Below are 14,315 nucleotides of genomic sequence, written 5' to 3' on the forward strand. Positions count from 1 at the left end.
GTAAATACGGGCTATACCGGCATATAAGAACTTCTAAAAAGATAATCAAAATTCATATCTAATTTTCTATGAAAACATCCGCTCCAAGATGGGAACGGAGATCACCGCAGAGGATCAGGCCAACGCCACCGAAATCTATTACCGTATCCTTTGCGGTGGGCCAGCCCCCACCTATGGTTCTGAGTTTGACATCTGGAGCGATGGCCTGCCTCTTTCCGACGCACCGTTCATCGGCGCGGATGGCTTCTGCTCTCCCATCGGAGAGAGCTGGAGGAGTGTGGTGACCTCAGAATTTGGCTGGCGCAAAGACCCATTTACCGGGAAGGGTGCCGGACACACCGGCATCGATCTGGGAATGCCCAAGGGGACACCTATCCGGGCCGCCCTCACTGGAACTGTCTACCTGGTGCGCTACTCCACCACCGGCTATGGGTACCATGTGATGATCGACCACGGCGGCGGTTTCGTCACACTCTACGCGCACTGCTCCAAACTGTTGGTAGCTGAGGGGCAGCAGGTACAGGCTGGGGATATCATCGCTGAGGTGGGTTCGACCGGGCGCTCTACCGGTAACCATCTGCATTTCGAGGTGCGGATTAACGGCGAAAAACAAAATCCGAGAAGCTATCTGCCATAATTCCATCAACCTGATATATCCAAAGTAAGGAGGGATCCCTATGGAAAGAAATCTGATATCCACCTGTCAGGTCTGCGACTGCACCCGCTGTGCCCGACAAAACAACTGCCCCAATGAGGAGGCTGCCTGTGGTGAGTGTACCCCCACCAACCCGGCATGGCATTGCGCTGATTACCTGCCAATGGTAGAAAGGAGCCAGAAATGTTGAAGCTCCATGCGTTTCTAAACCGCAAACCATCTTCGCTTTTGCCGCCGCCGTGTCAGGTAGAAGCTGTAGTAGAGCTGGATGCCGTTTCGTTTGAAAACCTTCTCCAGAGGCCAATGGATGACCAGCCGCAGATAACGGCACATAAATCTCTGATGCGCTGTGAGGAGGGCGTGGAGCATTGCGTGCTGTTTTTAGGGGAAGGAAGTCAAGATGGCGTCTTGGTCAATTCAGAGGGATATGACTGGGCAAGATACGCTGCTTTCATTCCAGGCGCCCGCATGATTGCCAATTCCCATTTGGAGCAAGGCATCAGCCTACGGGATTTGGTGACCCTGGGGTTGCCCGATCACGATGTGTATCTGGTTCACCAGACAGCGGATGTCGGCTTTATCCCTGCCGCAGATCTCGCCAGCTTGACAGACCAGGGCAAAGCACAGTTTGCCCCTCTTCTGGATGCGCGTGTAGCCTCCATCAAACAGGGAGCTTATGGTGTAGAGGTGGCGCTGACTGGAATCGAGCCTGAACTGTTGACCTGTTATGACCAGGCGGTTGCCGACTCTCAGAGGTCAACTCACGCTCTGGAATACTTTATGTAAGGGGGACAACCAATGAAAAGAATGACCATCACCGTCAGTTATGAACAGGAGAAGCTCAAGGCCCTCCAGTTCTATGCGGGAAAGAACGGCACTTCTTTGGAATCGGATCTGGATGCATTCATGGAAAAACTCTACAAGAAATATGTACCATCCCAGACCAGAGAGTACATTGAAAGCATGGCGGAACCGGAGGAACAGCCCCGTCCGCGCTCTGCCCGGTCCCCTCGAAGCGCCACATCAGACACCTTGGACACCGGGAAGGAGACTGAGTAATGGCAGGTTCTGTATCCGCCGAGGTATGGCTGAATCAGCGGCGCTGGGATGCGTTGGAGGAATCGCTGAAAGCTCAAGGCAGCAACATTGAACGGCATTTGCAGGACTATCTGATCAAACTATACAATGAGACGGTTCCATTTGATCAGTGGCTGCAGATTGAAAATGCCATTACAAAGGAGGAACTGGAGTCGGCGCAGGCAGCGGAAGACCAGAAAGTCTATGCGGCCTTTCATATTCGGGAGCATGGCCATGACAGCATCTTTTCAACGGGCAACGGCGAGGAATTTCTGGATGTGGCCATACGGCTGCGCCATTATGTACGAGGAGGCGCTTCGGCAGTGAGGGGGGATTTCTCCCACCACTTTTATAAGACTCAGTCCATTACGCGGGAGCGGTTTGATGAATTGGCCGCCCTGCGCCTTGAAAATACCGGCAAGGTAACAGGAGCGTTTGAGATCGATCTGGATGCTGGCTGGTGTTCCGCACTGAATCTCGCAGACGGTTGGCAGACCTTCAAAATCAAAGATGTATCTACAGCTGCCTACCACGCTGACCGACCTCGTAGCATCCAAAGAGGTGAGCAATGGCGCAAGTTGGTAGACTATCTATATGGGCGGGACATTGAACCGCAGACCTTTGGCCCGGTTGAAACCAGAGGGATCCGACCACTGATGGAAGGCGACCTCAGCTTTTCGGATGAGATTGTTCTGTCAGGCCATGAACTGAATTTCAAGTATGACTTCATCAACGATGAGGCCAGACGGGAGGTTCTTGGGACGATGGTGGACTGCCCAGAACCGGGGGATGGGCTGGATATCCTCTGTCATTACGATGCCGCACGGCAGGACACTGGCAGCGGTCTTTCCCTTACGCTATACCGCCATGATGGATTGGAACAGAGATCTTTCAGCTATCCCTTGGGGAAAGAAGAACGGGCGCTTTTGCGAAAACAGATGGAAGCGGACTGCCTCGGCAGGACCGGGCAAACGCTGAATGGTTACTATGCACAGCTGGATTTGGAGCGAGGAGAATCTCCCCCGGAGCTCAAGGGGGGGTACCAAAAGGCTGCCGGTAGATGCGGTGTCCTTCACCGATGAGATTACAGAGTGTGATGGGAAACTGAACTTTTATATCCCCACCTATTTTGACCCGGACGCTGTGTTTGGAACCCATGTATGCACTGATGCCAACGATGACTGGGTGGATGTGTACGCCGGTTTTGACTGGAAAACCGGGCGGATGGACAGCGCACTGACCGTGCGCCTCTGCTGTACTGATGGACATGAGTTTGAGTTTTCCTATCGTCTTTCTCCCACGGAACAGGTCCAGCTGTGGGAAAAGATGGACGCTTACTGCCGCCAGCAGAATGGTCAAAGCTTGGAGGAAGCAAGGGCCGCTTTGCTGCAAACGCAGGCAGAAGAAGGAATGGAGATCCGGATGTAGGCAGCACCATTCGGCAGCCTTTGCCGCTTCCCACAGTTTTTCGGCCTGTATTTTATTGGTAGTGGTGAATAGCTTTTCAAACCAGAGCGTGGCATTGTGTTGTCGGGCAAACCGCCAAAACATCAAATGAATAGGAGGCAACAAAATGGATCAAACAAGAGCCAGAGAGCTGCAGGAGAAGCTGGCGCTGGAGGCCGCTGCTATGCTGTCGCTGGCCGGAAGCGGAGCAGAAACTGCGCCCTATGAGCAGGCAGTCAGCCTAATCGGGAAAGCATGGCGACTGACTGCGGAGGAAACCTCAGAACAGCTTGCTCTCATTGAGCAGGAAAAGGCAGTCATGGGCCGCATCGAAAATGGGGAGTCAGCCGAGCATATCAGGCAGGAACTGCTCCTGAACTGGTCTGGGCTGGAGAGTATCGAGGTGCTGGAGGGTCTCTTCGAAACCTCTACCTTACTGGAAACCGCACCTGAACGCAGATCCCTGTTCGATATGGCCATGCTCCTGATTGAAACTCAAAACCTGCTGGATTGGATTGAGAAAACAGATGCAGAAAAAGAGAAGCTGATACAGAACTTCACCTAAGTCTCGACAGGAGAGGAAAGCCGTGCTTTCGCACGGCTTTCCTCTATGTGGGGAGATTCCCCGCTGTTGGCCGCTGTGCCGCCCTGTGTGCCCTTTTCCGGGGCTGGGTGGCATCCGTACACTACGGCCCTCTTCGGACGATTTGTGGAGGCTTTGTGCAGGCCGTTCCCGAAATAGGCGGTTATCGTCCTGCATTGACGGGTTCTCGCTTTCGCCTTTGGCACAGGTGAACCGAGGGGTCGAAAACAGTGCGGGATAAAGCGCGGGGGTCGCAGAGCGCCCCCCACACAGCTCACACCGCCCCGCAATGCGGGTCGGGGAACGGTTTTGCGGGGGTCACTTTCTGGGGCCTGGGGTCATGCCGGGGATTATGATGGGCGGAATTGCCCGTCATTTCAGCATTTATCTGGAATCAAAGCAGGGATAAGCCAGAAAAAAGAGGATTGCCTCAGTCATTGTACAGTATGGCTGTGGCTTATTTGATTGGAGGAAAGCATGGCAAGAGAAAAGATCAAGTTCGCTCTGCGCATTACGCCTGAAACCCAGCAGCTGGTCAAGGACCTTTGTGCAAGGGACAACTGCCAGAGCCAAAACGAGTTTATTGAAAAGGCCATTCGTTTTTACGCCGGATATGTTTCCAGCGGCGAGGCCATTGACTATCTGCCGCCCGCATTGGTGGCCGCCCTGCGGGGAACGGTGGAGGACAGCGAACACCGCATTGCGCGGCTGCTCTTCAAGCTGGCCGTGGAAACCAGCATGATGATGAATGTGCTGGCGGCAGGTATGGAGATCAGCGAGGAGGATCTCCGGCAGCTTCGCGCCAGATGTGTCCGGGAGGTCAAGCAGACCAACGGCAATATCTCCCTCAAGGACGCGGTGAAATACCAAAAGGGGCAGGAATAGGCGGTGACTGAAAATGCCCCGCATTATTTTCAAGTGCCCCTACCTGAAAGGCGGATCCCCCGCTGTGATGGCTCACCTAAAAAATCTTGTAGGATACATCGCTACCAGGGATGGCGCTGAGAAAATCGATCCCGGTAATACACGGCTGGCAGCAACCAACAAGCAGAAAGAGCTGGTGGCTCAGCTCGTCCAGAGTTTCCCGGAGAGTACGGAACTGTTTGAATATGAGGACTATCTCTCCGCACCCAACAGAGGGAACGCCTCTGCTTTTATCACTATGGTCATTGAACAGAATCTGAGCCAGCTCATCCACCGGGAGAAATATCTGGAATACATCGCCAAGCGACCTCGCGCCCAGCGGTTCGGTACCCACGGCCTGTTTACTGGGGACAGGGACTCGCTGGTACTCTCTCAGGTAGCGGAGGCAGTGGCGGAACATCCCGGCAATGTTTGGCTGCCTATCATTTCCCTGCGGCGGGAGGACGCATCACGCCTGGGCTATGACAGCGCTGAGAACTGGCGCTCCTTCCTCTCCTCCTATGCCATACAGATGGCCGAGGCCATGAAGATACCATGGGAGCAGTTTCGATGGTATGCAGCCTTCCACAATGAGTCACACCATCCGCATATCCACATGGTCTGTTACAGTGCAGACCCTTCCAAGGGTTTCCTCACGAAAACTGGAATCGCCCAAATTAAATCCGGTTTGGCGAAGCACATCTTCCGGCAGGAACTGACGGCGCTATACGCACAGCAGACCCGGAGCCGTGACGCACTTGTTCAGAATACTTGCGAGGTAATGGCCCAACTCATCACTCAGATGCAAACTGGGGTTTTAGAAAACAGCCGTATCGAGCATCTGGTGACAGTTCTCGCTCAGCGCCTGCGTTTCCTTTCTGGAAAGAAGCAGTACGGCTATCTCAAAGCACCGCTGAAGTCTCTGGTGGATGAGATCGTGGACGAGCTGGCCAGGGACATCCGGGTGGCCAAAGCCTACGCCCTGTGGTATGAGCAGCGGGAGGAAGTTCTCCGCACCTATCAGGAGGATCTCCCGGCTCGGCTGCCTCTTTCCCAGCAGAAAGAGTTCAAGAAGATTAAGAACATTGTCATTCAGGAGGCACTCCGGCTGGGGGAACTTAGTCAAGTATTTTTGCCCGATGAGGACACTGTTGCCCCGGAGGATCTCCCTGAGCTGCTCTGTGAACGCAATGGACAGGCCACCGAAGCTCCACCCGCCGCGGCATGGAGCAAGCGGTACAAAGAAGCCCGTCAGTTTCTCTATGGGAGCGATGGTCATCCGCAGGATCAGGGGAAGGCTCTCGCTCTCTTTCGGACGGAAGCCCTCGCCGGCAATGATCTGGCCATGTACGCACTGGCCAAGCTACTTCTGGTCAAAGGTGAAGTATCGCAGGATCTCAGTGAGGCTCTGCGGTGGCTGCGCCGGAGCGCAGAACTGAACAATCAGTTTGCCCAGTACCGGCTGGGTAAGCTCCTTTTTCAAGGAGAGCTGCTCCCCCAAAATGTGGAGGAGGCGCTCCAATGGCTGATGGCATCTGCCCAGCAGGGAAACCAATTCGCTCAGTACGCATTGGGCAAGCTCTATCTGCTTGGCAAGGAGGTGCCGCAGGATCGGGATGCCGCTGGCCGCTGGTTGTCTCTGGCAGCAGCTCAGGGCAATGAGTATGCCCAGTATTTTCTCGACCACATGGATGACCGGTCTGCCGCTCCTCTGCTCCTCTCCGCCACCCGACTTCTGCACCACTTGGGAAATATCTTCCGGGAGCAGGAACCGCCTCCGCGATCCGGCGGGATGCGGATTGCTGTTGACCGTAAACTGCTGCAAAAAATCAGAGAAAAGAAAACGGCTCGGGGTCACAAGTGGGATGACCATGAGCCGTCCATGAGTTTATAACCGGGAGGTCTTGTTGTGAAAAAGAAGGTACCTTTTGACAGGAACAATCACTCTACCCCTAAGAATACTCAGTCCCAGCAGCTGAAAGCGCACCGATCCGCCCAGAAACAGCCGGTGCTTTTTCACCGTAAGATTGGCGGCAAGAATCGGTAGGAGGAACGGCCATGCCCTATATCTACTTCACCGACGAACAGAAGCTGAGAGCCAACAGTGTAGATCTGGAGCGGTATCTGCTGCAGAATGGCGAGGAACTCATCCGTTCAGGACCGGAAAAACGGCTCAAATCCGATAAGAGTATCACAATACGGGGCAGCGAGTGGTTCGACCACGCCCAGGCGGTCAAAACAGGCGGTGGTCCGGTGGCCTTTGTCATGTACCACTATGGTCTGAGTTACCCAGAGGCCATGATCCGGCTTCTGGGCGGTGAGCAGGGTGTGGTTTATGAAGCATCACCCAGAAAGAAAGAACCGGAACCCAAGGAATTTGCCCTGCCGCCAGCTGGAGAGTCCATGAGGCGGGTGTATGCCTATCTCCTCAAACAGCGGTTCATCAGCCGTGAGGTGCTGAATACCTTTGTCAGCCAGAGGCTCATTTACGAAAGCTGCGAAAAATCCAAAGACAACACCAAGGAATACCATAACGCCGTGTTCGTCGGATTCGACGAACACGGCGTCCCTCGTCATGCCCATAAACGCGGGGTCTACACCCATGGGAAAAGTTATCGGGGCAATGTCAGCGGATGTGACCCTCGATACAGCTTCCACTGGACCGGTTCAAGTGACCGGCTCTATGTGTTCGAGGCTCCCATTGATCTGCTTTCCTTTCTCACCCTATATCCGCAGGACTGGCAAAAGCACAGCTATGTGGCGCTCTGCGGGACCTCTGAACACGCCATGCTCTGGATGCTGGAACAAAACCCTCAAATCAGGAAGGTGGCTCTCTGTCTGGACCACGACGAGGCGGGCATCGAGGCCAGCGGCCAGCATGAGGATACCCTCCGTGAGAGAGGGATAGCGGCCGCCCCGCTTCGTTCCCAGTACAAGGACTGGAACGCTGACTTGAAAGCTCTCCACGGGCTGCCTGCGGAACCAGCTGAGGAGCATCCGCAGTTGCTGGCGGCAGATCCCATCTGTCAACGAATCGGTGCTGCGGTTTCCTCCGGGGTGGCGAAACCGGAGCAGGCGGAACAAAAGCTCCCCATCTTACTGCAAGACTATAAAAATCATCTTCATCAGGGCCGCTTTGACCGGGCGATGGATGCTATGGAGTTGGCCGCGGCCATGGCCCTCTCTTCCGCCCTGCGGGAGTTCCGGCAGATGGGCAAGGTGGTATCCCCCCAGCAGGGGGCTGAGCGCCTGCGTCAGTCTATCCAGCCCCACCATAACAGGGGGAGCCTGAAGAACCGGGCGGATGAGATTGCCATGGAGCTCCAGCGTATCCTCGCCCAAAAAGCCTCTGCCGGGATATGCGGCCGGGAGAGTAAGGAATCGCTGGCCTACCGTTGGCTGGAGCTGGCAGCATCCTGCGCCAAAGTACCTATCCGCTATGAGGCGGATCAAATCAAGCAGCGACAAAAAGAAGAACAGGCCCAGCGAGGGGCTGGACCTGTGATGGAATAACCGGGATGACCTGCTTCTGATATCGAGACACGACTCAGATCAGAAGGAGGCTTTTATGCATACGCAAATCCTATTGCTCATCGGCGTAGCTGGCCTTATGTTTCTCATCATCGGTGGACTCGCTTTTATTTCCCATTACTACACACTGAATGGGATCAAGTCCAAAACAGTGGGCGACGGCCAGCATGGTACCGCTCGGTGGGCCACCAAGCAGGAGATCCGCCAGACCTACGCCCACATTCCCTTTGAACCAGAGCTGTGGCGGCAGGGCAAGAACCTGCCCGACCAGCAGGGGCTCATCCTCGGCTGCGAGGGGCCGAAGGGCCATGTGACCGCCGTGGTAGACACCGATGATATCCACGCCCTGGTCACCGCCGCCAGCGGCGCCGGCAAGACTGCGTTTTTCCTCTATCCTAATATCGAATATGCGCTGGCCACCGGGATGTCCTTCCTATGTACGGATACCAAGGGCGACCTCTTCCGCAACTACGCCGGCATCGCCAGAGAGTGCTATGGCTATCAAACGGCCATCCTCGATCTTCGCAACCCAACCCGCTCAGATGGAAACAATCTGCTCCACCTCATCAACAAATACATGGACATTTACAAAGCAGAGCCGGATAACCTCGCTGCAAAGGCCAAGGCGGAGAAATACGCCAAGATCCTTGCCAAGACCCTCATCAACACCAGCGGCGGCGACAGCGCCCAGTATGGGCAAAACGCTTTTTTCTACGACAGTGCCGAGGGACTTTTGACTGCCATGTTCCTGCTGGTGGCAGAGTACCTGCCCACCGAGGATGAGGAAGGTAATCCCGTCGAGAAGCGGCACATCGTATCGGTGTTCAAACTGGTGCAGGAACTTCTCGCACCCTCAAGGGTCAAGGGAAAAAACCAGTTCCAGCTCCTGCTGGACAAGCTCCCGCCCAACCACAAGGCCAAGTGGTTCGCCGGTTCCGCCCTCAACACGGCGGAGCAGGCTATGGCCTCGGTTCTCTCCACCGTCCTCTCCCGACTCAACGCTTTCCTGGACAGCGAGATGGAGCAGATCCTCTGCTTTGATACCGCCGTAGACGCTGAGAAGTTCTGCAATGAGAAGTCGGCCATCTTCGTGGTACTCCCGGAGGAGGACACGACCAAGTATTTCATGGTTTCCCTCATCATCCAGAACCTCTACCGGGAAATCCTCACTGTGGCGGATGAGAACGGTGGCCGTCTGAAGAATCGGGTGGTCTTTTTTGCTGATGAGCTGGGTTCCTGCCCGCCCATCCAGTCACTGGAGCTCATGTTCTCCGCCTCCCGCTCCCGTGGACTGATGCTGGTGCCAATCGTCCAGTCCATCACCGGCCAGCTTCAGAAGAACTATGGCAAGGAGGGCTCGGAGATCATCGTGGACAACTGTCAGGTGAATATCTTCGGCGGCTTCGCTCCTGCCTCCCAGACTGCCGAGGAGCTGTCCAAGGCCCTGGGCAGCCGCACAGTCATGAGCGGCTCCATCAGCCGGGGAAAGAATGATCCAAGCCAGTCGCTTCAGATGATGGAGCGGCCCCTCATGACACCGGACGAGCTGAAGTCCATGCCCAAGGGCAGCTTCATCGTAGCCAAGACTGGTGTTCACCCCATGCGGGTGAGGCTCCGACTGTTTCTCGACTGGGGCATCCGTTTCGGCGAACCCTACGAGGTGCCAGAGAAAGCCCAGAGGCCAGTAGCCTATGCCGATAAACAGGAGCTGGAGGAGGCCATCATCCGCCGTCACTATGCTTCCAGTATAGAAGACGAAGAAAATCAGGTCGATCAGGGAGCTGCGGCAGCCGGAGGGCTTTCTCAGGGGATGCGCCCAGAGGCAAACCGCCGCAAGCCCGCTCTAAGGCCATAGGAGGTATTGATTTGGCATATTTTAATGCAGTCTATCAATCCGATCTGAGTCACCGGGCTCGGGCCGTGTATATGTATTTAAAGGACCGTTCTGATGCCGAGGGCCAGTGCTGGCCAGCCATCAAGACCATTGGTGCAGAGCTTGGTCTCTCCCGTTCTACCGTTAAGCGGGCGCTGGATGATCTCTGCAAAGCCGGATTGCTGCAGAAGGATCCGCGATGGCGTGAAAATGGCAGCTACACATCCAACCTGTATCGTCTCCTATAAGGCGGCAAGCGAAAAAGCGGACCCTCCCGCCAAGGGGAGAGTCCGCCTATTTGCTGAACTGAGGAGAGGTTCATGGTGAACCAACCAGAAGGGCCCACTCTAAGGAATTGCTTAAAGCAGAAAAAGAACAACTATCCTGCTTATTTTTTAATCCATTCGATAAAGAGAGAAACCTTCTCCAAATCTTCGTCCGGCAGGGCGAGCAGTTTATTGCCTATAATCCCACGCAGGGAATCCGGATCGTCCGTAGGAGCAAAGAAAAGAGTTGGCGTCAAATCAAAGTATTCCATGATGTTGAACAGCTCTCGGAGAGAGGGCATAGAAATTCCATTGGTGATGCTTCTGATGTAGGAGCCGCTCTTTCCAAGCTCCAGGCTCATCCGATGCTCAGAAATACCCTTCTGTTCCCGCAGCTCTGTGATGCGGTTCCGCACAAACGCTTCATAGCGGCGGTTGTCGTCCATGATCCTCTCCCTCCAATCTCTGCTTATTATTTTAATATAAGGGAGCGTTGTGGGTTCGCACTTAAATCATCAACTTTCGCTTCACACAACGAATAATTAGTGATATAATTATTAAAATGGGCGCGAGCTTTATATTTCTATTATGAATCACAACCAATAAAATATGACTGCGACTGTGTATGAGGGCTGTCAGATGGGAAGCTGCTTTTTTATAGGGCACAGGGAGACGCCGGATCGGGTGTACCCAACTCTGCTTGAAACCATAGAGCGCCATATCACGGAATATGGCGTATCTGAATTTGTGGTGGGGCAGTATGGAAGCTTCGACCGTCTGGTGATCCGGGCACTGTCGCAGGCCAAGCGAACGCACCCGGATATTACGCTGATGCTGATGACCCCATATTACCCAGTCAACAGAAAGGTGGATCTGCCAGAGGAGTTCGACGCTCTGTTCTATCCGCCGGATCTGGAAACGGTCCCCAAACGGCTTGCCATCGTCCGCGCAAACCGATATATGGTGGAGCGCAGCGATTTTCTCATCGCCTATGTGCGGCATCCGGCCAGCAATGCCAGAGAACTGCTGGAGTATGCCGGGACAGGAAAGAGAAAGGGAAAAATCCACATCACAAATTTGGCTGATGAGCAAATCTCTCTTCCAAAGAAAACAGATGATGTGATATAATAGAATAGTAAAGTATGCCCATTTAGAAATTTGTAACCCGAGGTCTTGCTATGGAAGAAAAACTGGGACAGTCCACGGCTGTTCTGTTCAAATATGAAAAATTGATTTTGGCTGAAGAAGAAACCACATCCGCTGGTGGATGTGGAGTCTCCCTTGCGGCCTTTTCGCGCCCTGCGTCAGCCTGTCTTTATGACAGTGCGGCGTGGGGCTTTTTTCTATCGCTGGAAAGGAGTCAAAGAATATGAGTCTGAAATATACCTGCCCCGGCTGTGGGACACCCTTGGGCTATGAGGGATTGTGTTGGAAATGTAAGTGCGAGCAGGAACGGCAAGCTGCTCTGGCCTGGACGCCGGAACAAATTGTCGAAAAACAAAGAAATTTGATACAGAACATCCAGAGGCTGGCTGATATGGAGGACCCAGAGTTCGCCGACTTTTGGCAGCTGCTTGGCTACCATGATGCCATCACCCCGGAGATCCAGCGAGTGGCACTGGCCGCAGAGGTGTTCTGGCCCTGTGAGATCTATTATCATGCTCCCGCCGATGTGCGGGATGGTCTGATCCATGCGCTGTTGTCCGCGGAATATTCCAGCGCGGCCTCCAACCTGATGAGTTGCCTTGCTATGCAAGGAGATGACAAGGCAATGGAGACTCTGCTGGAGCTGGAGCGAAATCCCCGGCCCTGGCGCAAGGGCCTCTATGTAGACCCCTCCAGCTATGCGCAGATCGGAGGCTGGACCTTCGACAAGGAGGGCCAGAAAATCCAACTCAACTTCGACACCTGCTATCCTATGGTCAAGGAAACCACTGGAGAGAAATCTCCCATCCGCATTGGCCGGGCACGGGAGGATACCTGTCCCCACTGCGGCGGACACATGGTGGATATTTTGGTGCTGGATGGCCGGGATGAGCGGCTGAAATTCCTGGGGCTGGACGGCATCCTGACCGCCACCTGCTGCCCCAACTGTGTGGGATTTTTGAAAGGCCCCGCCTTCAACCGCTTTACTCTGGACGGCGGCGTAGAGGTCTTTCCCTCTGAACTCTTTGATGGTGCGGAGAAGACGAAGTGCTATGTTCGGCCTGAGGACTACAAGGCTCTCACTGAAAATCCCTTTGTACTGGGCAAGACGCCGGTACCCTTGTTTTACGGCGCGGCCTGCCAGGATGTGAACACCATTGGCGGCTTTGCCAACTGGGTGCAGGACGCGGAATATACGACCTGTCCTCACTGCGGCAAGCCCATGAAGTATCTCGCCCAAATCCAGTGGGATATGGTGTTTGACTGTGCGGAGGGCACGCTCTATGTGGAGTTCTGCCCGGACTGCCATATCGTGTCCATGCAGCACCAGCAGACCTGAAAAAGTCGCACAGTATGAAAAGAGAAATACCAGTAGGTATTTGCGTGAGGAGGAAGTAGAATGAACAGCGAACAGATCACAGCATTTTTGCAAGAGCATTGGTACATTGCCTCGGTGCTCATCGGGGCCGTGATTTTAATTGGAGCGATCCGCAAGTGGAACTGGCTCTGCGACCCCACTGGTACGCGGGATGCCCATCGACACAGCAGAGGATACCGGCGTGTAGTGTTCTTCCTGCTGGGTGTCCTCCTGATTGTGGTGAGTATCTGGGGATTTGTACTGAAATTGAAATAGAAGGAGCAATCCCATGACCCAAGAAGAACAGATTCGACTCTATCGGCTGATGGAAAAACTCAACTGGTTTTTCCACCAAGAGATGCACTACCTGAATAGAGATATTGCGGAAAAGACCGCACGGGAGTGTTACCCGGAGATTCGGGATTTTACATACGATATTTTGTGGAATGACCTGCCCAAAGAGGTGCAGGAGCAGCTCATGGACGAGGAGGAATCCCTATGAGTACGCTGATTTGCTCTTTTGATGGTCTGCACGACAACAGAGTCCTGTGCTACTGCGCTGACTTTGAAGCCCATACTCTGCACATGGATACCCAGACCGAGTCCGGAGAGAAAATATCCGTTCACTTCACCGGCCTGCTGGCCCACTGGTTTGAAAATGTGATCCAGGACAACATCCTCTTCGGCATGGACGAGATCACCGTGGACGGGTTTTTCCAGCAGTACAAAGACCTGCTGGACGGGACCATCTCTTACGGCTTTCCCGCCTGCTGCAGCATCGAGGAACTGCGGAAGCGCATGGAACGGGAGCACATCCGGGTATTTGTCATCGACTCTTCCCTTGGGCTGTGCGGATTTGTACTGGCTCAGGAGGTGGAACTGCAATGTCCATAACTGCCTATAAAGTGGAAGCCGTCGGTCATGACCGAACCGGCAAGGACTTCGGTTATGTGAATATCATGTACCGATACGGCAACAAGAAGTCCTGTCCCCGGCCAGATCAATGTGAAAAGATGGAGGTCATGTGGGCGGACGAGAGCGTTTACGGGCCGCCTGCTCCTGGCAGCAAGGTGGGCGACTTTATACAGACATGGCTGATGGGCTCCTGGGACTGTGGAGTATTTACCCATCGGGAGATTGCCCAGCGGCTCATGGATACCTTCACCGGTCTGAAGCTCAAGGAACTGGCGTGGTTTGAGAACCCCAGAGAAAAGACTCTGAAAAATGGTAAACCGCGTGCGCGCCGGGCCAAGTGGCTGCCGGACCGGGAGGTGGATCTGGTCTACCTCTATTCCGACCGCTATCTTGACGCCAGAAATCCCTCTCCCGCCGAAACCGACTTCTTCACCGTCACAGGGATGGATGCCTGGGGCGTGAGCACCTGGTTCATGTGTACCCCAGAAGCCGCCGAGAAGCTGATCGCCATGAATTACGACAATCTGGCCGTCAAAGAGACCACCATTGTGGGATAGGAGAAA

Annotated in this window: 20 protein-coding genes; 19 read left to right on the forward strand and 1 reads right to left on the reverse strand. The window is 54.4% G+C overall.

The window, feature by feature from the left end; all coding sequences use genetic code 11:
- The first annotated feature begins 88 nt into the window (after positions 1–88).
- The 12 genes from LKD37_RS03810 (at position 89) to LKD37_RS03865 (ending at position 10,316) form a co-directional block, all read left to right on the forward strand.
- The gene (locus LKD37_RS03810; RefSeq protein ID WP_431833248.1) at positions 89–637 is read left to right on the forward strand and encodes a M23 family metallopeptidase; all 549 of its coding nucleotides are present in this window, start codon (positions 89–91) and stop codon (positions 635–637) included.
- 40 nt (positions 638–677) lie between these two features.
- Positions 678–845: a hypothetical protein gene (locus LKD37_RS03815; protein WP_165860622.1), complete on the forward strand. Its 168-nt coding sequence runs from the start codon at positions 678–680 to the stop codon at positions 843–845.
- Positions 839–1,441, forward strand: coding sequence for a DUF6329 domain-containing protein (locus LKD37_RS03820; protein ID WP_069432232.1), 603 nt, complete (start codon positions 839–841; stop codon positions 1,439–1,441). The genes LKD37_RS03815 and LKD37_RS03820 overlap by 7 nt, the downstream gene beginning before the upstream one ends.
- Before the next feature lie 12 nt (positions 1,442–1,453).
- Positions 1,454–1,714: a DUF6103 family protein gene (locus LKD37_RS03825; RefSeq protein WP_069432233.1), complete on the forward strand. Its 261-nt coding sequence runs from the start codon at positions 1,454–1,456 to the stop codon at positions 1,712–1,714.
- Positions 1,714–2,814 carry a hypothetical protein gene (locus tag LKD37_RS03830; RefSeq protein WP_302927992.1) on the forward strand — a complete coding sequence of 367 codons (1,101 nt, stop codon included), beginning with the start codon at positions 1,714–1,716 and terminating at the stop codon, positions 2,812–2,814. The genes LKD37_RS03825 and LKD37_RS03830 overlap by 1 nt, the downstream gene beginning before the upstream one ends.
- Complete coding sequence (locus tag LKD37_RS03835; RefSeq protein WP_302927993.1) at positions 2,798–3,160, forward strand: hypothetical protein; 363 nt, start codon at positions 2,798–2,800, stop codon at positions 3,158–3,160. Before LKD37_RS03830 ends, LKD37_RS03835 begins: the two co-directional genes overlap by 17 nt.
- A gap of 145 nt (positions 3,161–3,305) precedes the next feature.
- Positions 3,306–3,743 carry a hypothetical protein gene (locus LKD37_RS03840; protein ID WP_069432235.1) on the forward strand — a complete coding sequence of 146 codons (438 nt, stop codon included), beginning with the start codon at positions 3,306–3,308 and terminating at the stop codon, positions 3,741–3,743.
- A gap of 495 nt (positions 3,744–4,238) precedes the next feature.
- Positions 4,239–4,646 carry a hypothetical protein gene (locus LKD37_RS03845; RefSeq protein ID WP_069432236.1) on the forward strand — a complete coding sequence of 136 codons (408 nt, stop codon included), beginning with the start codon at positions 4,239–4,241 and terminating at the stop codon, positions 4,644–4,646.
- Between the two features lie 13 nt (positions 4,647–4,659).
- Complete coding sequence (mobP3, locus tag LKD37_RS03850; protein WP_302927994.1) at positions 4,660–6,558, forward strand: MobP3 family relaxase; 1,899 nt, start codon at positions 4,660–4,662, stop codon at positions 6,556–6,558.
- Positions 6,559–6,722: 164 nt separating this feature from the next.
- On the forward strand, positions 6,723–8,177 hold the full coding sequence (locus LKD37_RS03855) for a DUF3991 and toprim domain-containing protein (RefSeq protein ID WP_069432238.1): 1,455 nt from the start codon (positions 6,723–6,725) through the stop codon (positions 8,175–8,177).
- A 55-nt stretch (positions 8,178–8,232) separates the two neighbouring features.
- Entirely contained in the window at positions 8,233–10,050 is a 1,818-nt protein-coding gene (locus tag LKD37_RS03860; RefSeq protein WP_069432239.1) for a type IV secretory system conjugative DNA transfer family protein, read from the forward strand.
- Positions 10,051–10,061: 11 nt separating this feature from the next.
- Complete coding sequence (locus tag LKD37_RS03865; RefSeq protein ID WP_069432240.1) at positions 10,062–10,316, forward strand: helix-turn-helix domain-containing protein; 255 nt, start codon at positions 10,062–10,064, stop codon at positions 10,314–10,316.
- Between the two features lie 140 nt (positions 10,317–10,456).
- On the opposite strand, the gene LKD37_RS03870 is transcribed toward LKD37_RS03865, so the two are convergent.
- Complete coding sequence (locus tag LKD37_RS03870; protein ID WP_302927995.1) at positions 10,457–10,780, reverse strand: helix-turn-helix domain-containing protein; 324 nt, start codon at positions 10,778–10,780, stop codon at positions 10,457–10,459.
- 193 nt (positions 10,781–10,973) lie between these two features.
- Between LKD37_RS03870 and LKD37_RS03875 the strand changes: the two genes are divergently transcribed.
- From LKD37_RS03875 to LKD37_RS03905, 7 genes are read left to right on the forward strand one after another with little or no spacing between them, the layout of a single operon-like run.
- Positions 10,974–11,462, forward strand: coding sequence for a hypothetical protein (locus LKD37_RS03875; RefSeq protein WP_069432242.1), 489 nt, complete (start codon positions 10,974–10,976; stop codon positions 11,460–11,462).
- Between the two features lie 50 nt (positions 11,463–11,512).
- A complete protein-coding gene (locus LKD37_RS03880) occupies positions 11,513–11,707 on the forward strand; it encodes a hypothetical protein (protein WP_021630269.1) in 195 nt (64 codons plus the stop codon).
- Positions 11,704–12,819 (forward strand): hypothetical protein, encoded by a 1,116-nt coding sequence (locus tag LKD37_RS03885; RefSeq protein WP_302927996.1) that lies wholly within the window; start codon positions 11,704–11,706, stop codon positions 12,817–12,819. The genes LKD37_RS03880 and LKD37_RS03885 overlap by 4 nt, the downstream gene beginning before the upstream one ends.
- A 60-nt stretch (positions 12,820–12,879) precedes the next feature.
- Positions 12,880–13,113, forward strand: coding sequence for a cytochrome D ubiquinol oxidase subunit II (locus LKD37_RS03890; RefSeq protein WP_302927997.1), 234 nt, complete (start codon positions 12,880–12,882; stop codon positions 13,111–13,113).
- A 13-nt stretch (positions 13,114–13,126) separates the two neighbouring features.
- Positions 13,127–13,339: a hypothetical protein gene (locus LKD37_RS03895; RefSeq protein ID WP_069432244.1), complete on the forward strand. Its 213-nt coding sequence runs from the start codon at positions 13,127–13,129 to the stop codon at positions 13,337–13,339.
- The gene (locus LKD37_RS03900; RefSeq protein WP_302927998.1) at positions 13,336–13,731 is read left to right on the forward strand and encodes a hypothetical protein; all 396 of its coding nucleotides are present in this window, start codon (positions 13,336–13,338) and stop codon (positions 13,729–13,731) included. Before LKD37_RS03895 ends, LKD37_RS03900 begins: the two co-directional genes overlap by 4 nt.
- The gene (locus LKD37_RS03905; RefSeq protein WP_302927999.1) at positions 13,722–14,309 is read left to right on the forward strand and encodes a hypothetical protein; all 588 of its coding nucleotides are present in this window, start codon (positions 13,722–13,724) and stop codon (positions 14,307–14,309) included. Before LKD37_RS03900 ends, LKD37_RS03905 begins: the two co-directional genes overlap by 10 nt.
- Positions 14,310–14,315: the final 6 nt, after the last annotated feature.

The sequence above is a fragment of the Brotocaccenecus cirricatena genome, assembly GCF_020687045.1.
Classification (GTDB): domain Bacteria; phylum Bacillota; class Clostridia; order Oscillospirales; family Oscillospiraceae; genus Vescimonas; species Vescimonas cirricatena.

What these genes read in the sequence shown, in the direction of transcription:
- LKD37_RS03840 (WP_069432235.1), top strand. Translation starts at nt 3,306, where the DNA reads ATGGATCAAACAAGAGCCAGAGAGCTGCAGGAGAAGCTGGCGCTGGAG.
- LKD37_RS03905 (WP_302927999.1), top strand. Translation starts at nt 13,722, where the DNA reads ATGTCCATAACTGCCTATAAAGTGGAAGCCGTCGGTCATGACCGAACC.
- LKD37_RS03870 (WP_302927995.1), bottom strand. Translation starts at nt 10,780, where the DNA reads ATGGACGACAACCGCCGCTATGAAGCGTTTGTGCGGAACCGCATCACA.
- mobP3 (WP_302927994.1), top strand. Translation starts at nt 4,660, where the DNA reads ATGCCCCGCATTATTTTCAAGTGCCCCTACCTGAAAGGCGGATCCCCC.
- LKD37_RS03860 (WP_069432239.1), top strand. Translation starts at nt 8,233, where the DNA reads ATGCATACGCAAATCCTATTGCTCATCGGCGTAGCTGGCCTTATGTTT.
- LKD37_RS03820 (WP_069432232.1), top strand. Translation starts at nt 839, where the DNA reads ATGTTGAAGCTCCATGCGTTTCTAAACCGCAAACCATCTTCGCTTTTG.
- LKD37_RS03875 (WP_069432242.1), top strand. Translation starts at nt 10,974, where the DNA reads ATGGGAAGCTGCTTTTTTATAGGGCACAGGGAGACGCCGGATCGGGTG.
- LKD37_RS03890 (WP_302927997.1), top strand. Translation starts at nt 12,880, where the DNA reads ATGAACAGCGAACAGATCACAGCATTTTTGCAAGAGCATTGGTACATT.
- LKD37_RS03810 (WP_431833248.1), top strand. Translation starts at nt 89, where the DNA reads ATGGGAACGGAGATCACCGCAGAGGATCAGGCCAACGCCACCGAAATC.
- LKD37_RS03885 (WP_302927996.1), top strand. Translation starts at nt 11,704, where the DNA reads ATGAGTCTGAAATATACCTGCCCCGGCTGTGGGACACCCTTGGGCTAT.
- LKD37_RS03855 (WP_069432238.1), top strand. Translation starts at nt 6,723, where the DNA reads ATGCCCTATATCTACTTCACCGACGAACAGAAGCTGAGAGCCAACAGT.
- LKD37_RS03830 (WP_302927992.1), top strand. Translation starts at nt 1,714, where the DNA reads ATGGCAGGTTCTGTATCCGCCGAGGTATGGCTGAATCAGCGGCGCTGG.
- LKD37_RS03815 (WP_165860622.1), top strand. Translation starts at nt 678, where the DNA reads ATGGAAAGAAATCTGATATCCACCTGTCAGGTCTGCGACTGCACCCGC.
- LKD37_RS03895 (WP_069432244.1), top strand. Translation starts at nt 13,127, where the DNA reads ATGACCCAAGAAGAACAGATTCGACTCTATCGGCTGATGGAAAAACTC.
- LKD37_RS03845 (WP_069432236.1), top strand. Translation starts at nt 4,239, where the DNA reads ATGGCAAGAGAAAAGATCAAGTTCGCTCTGCGCATTACGCCTGAAACC.
- LKD37_RS03900 (WP_302927998.1), top strand. Translation starts at nt 13,336, where the DNA reads ATGAGTACGCTGATTTGCTCTTTTGATGGTCTGCACGACAACAGAGTC.
- LKD37_RS03825 (WP_069432233.1), top strand. Translation starts at nt 1,454, where the DNA reads ATGAAAAGAATGACCATCACCGTCAGTTATGAACAGGAGAAGCTCAAG.
- LKD37_RS03880 (WP_021630269.1), top strand. Translation starts at nt 11,513, where the DNA reads ATGGAAGAAAAACTGGGACAGTCCACGGCTGTTCTGTTCAAATATGAA.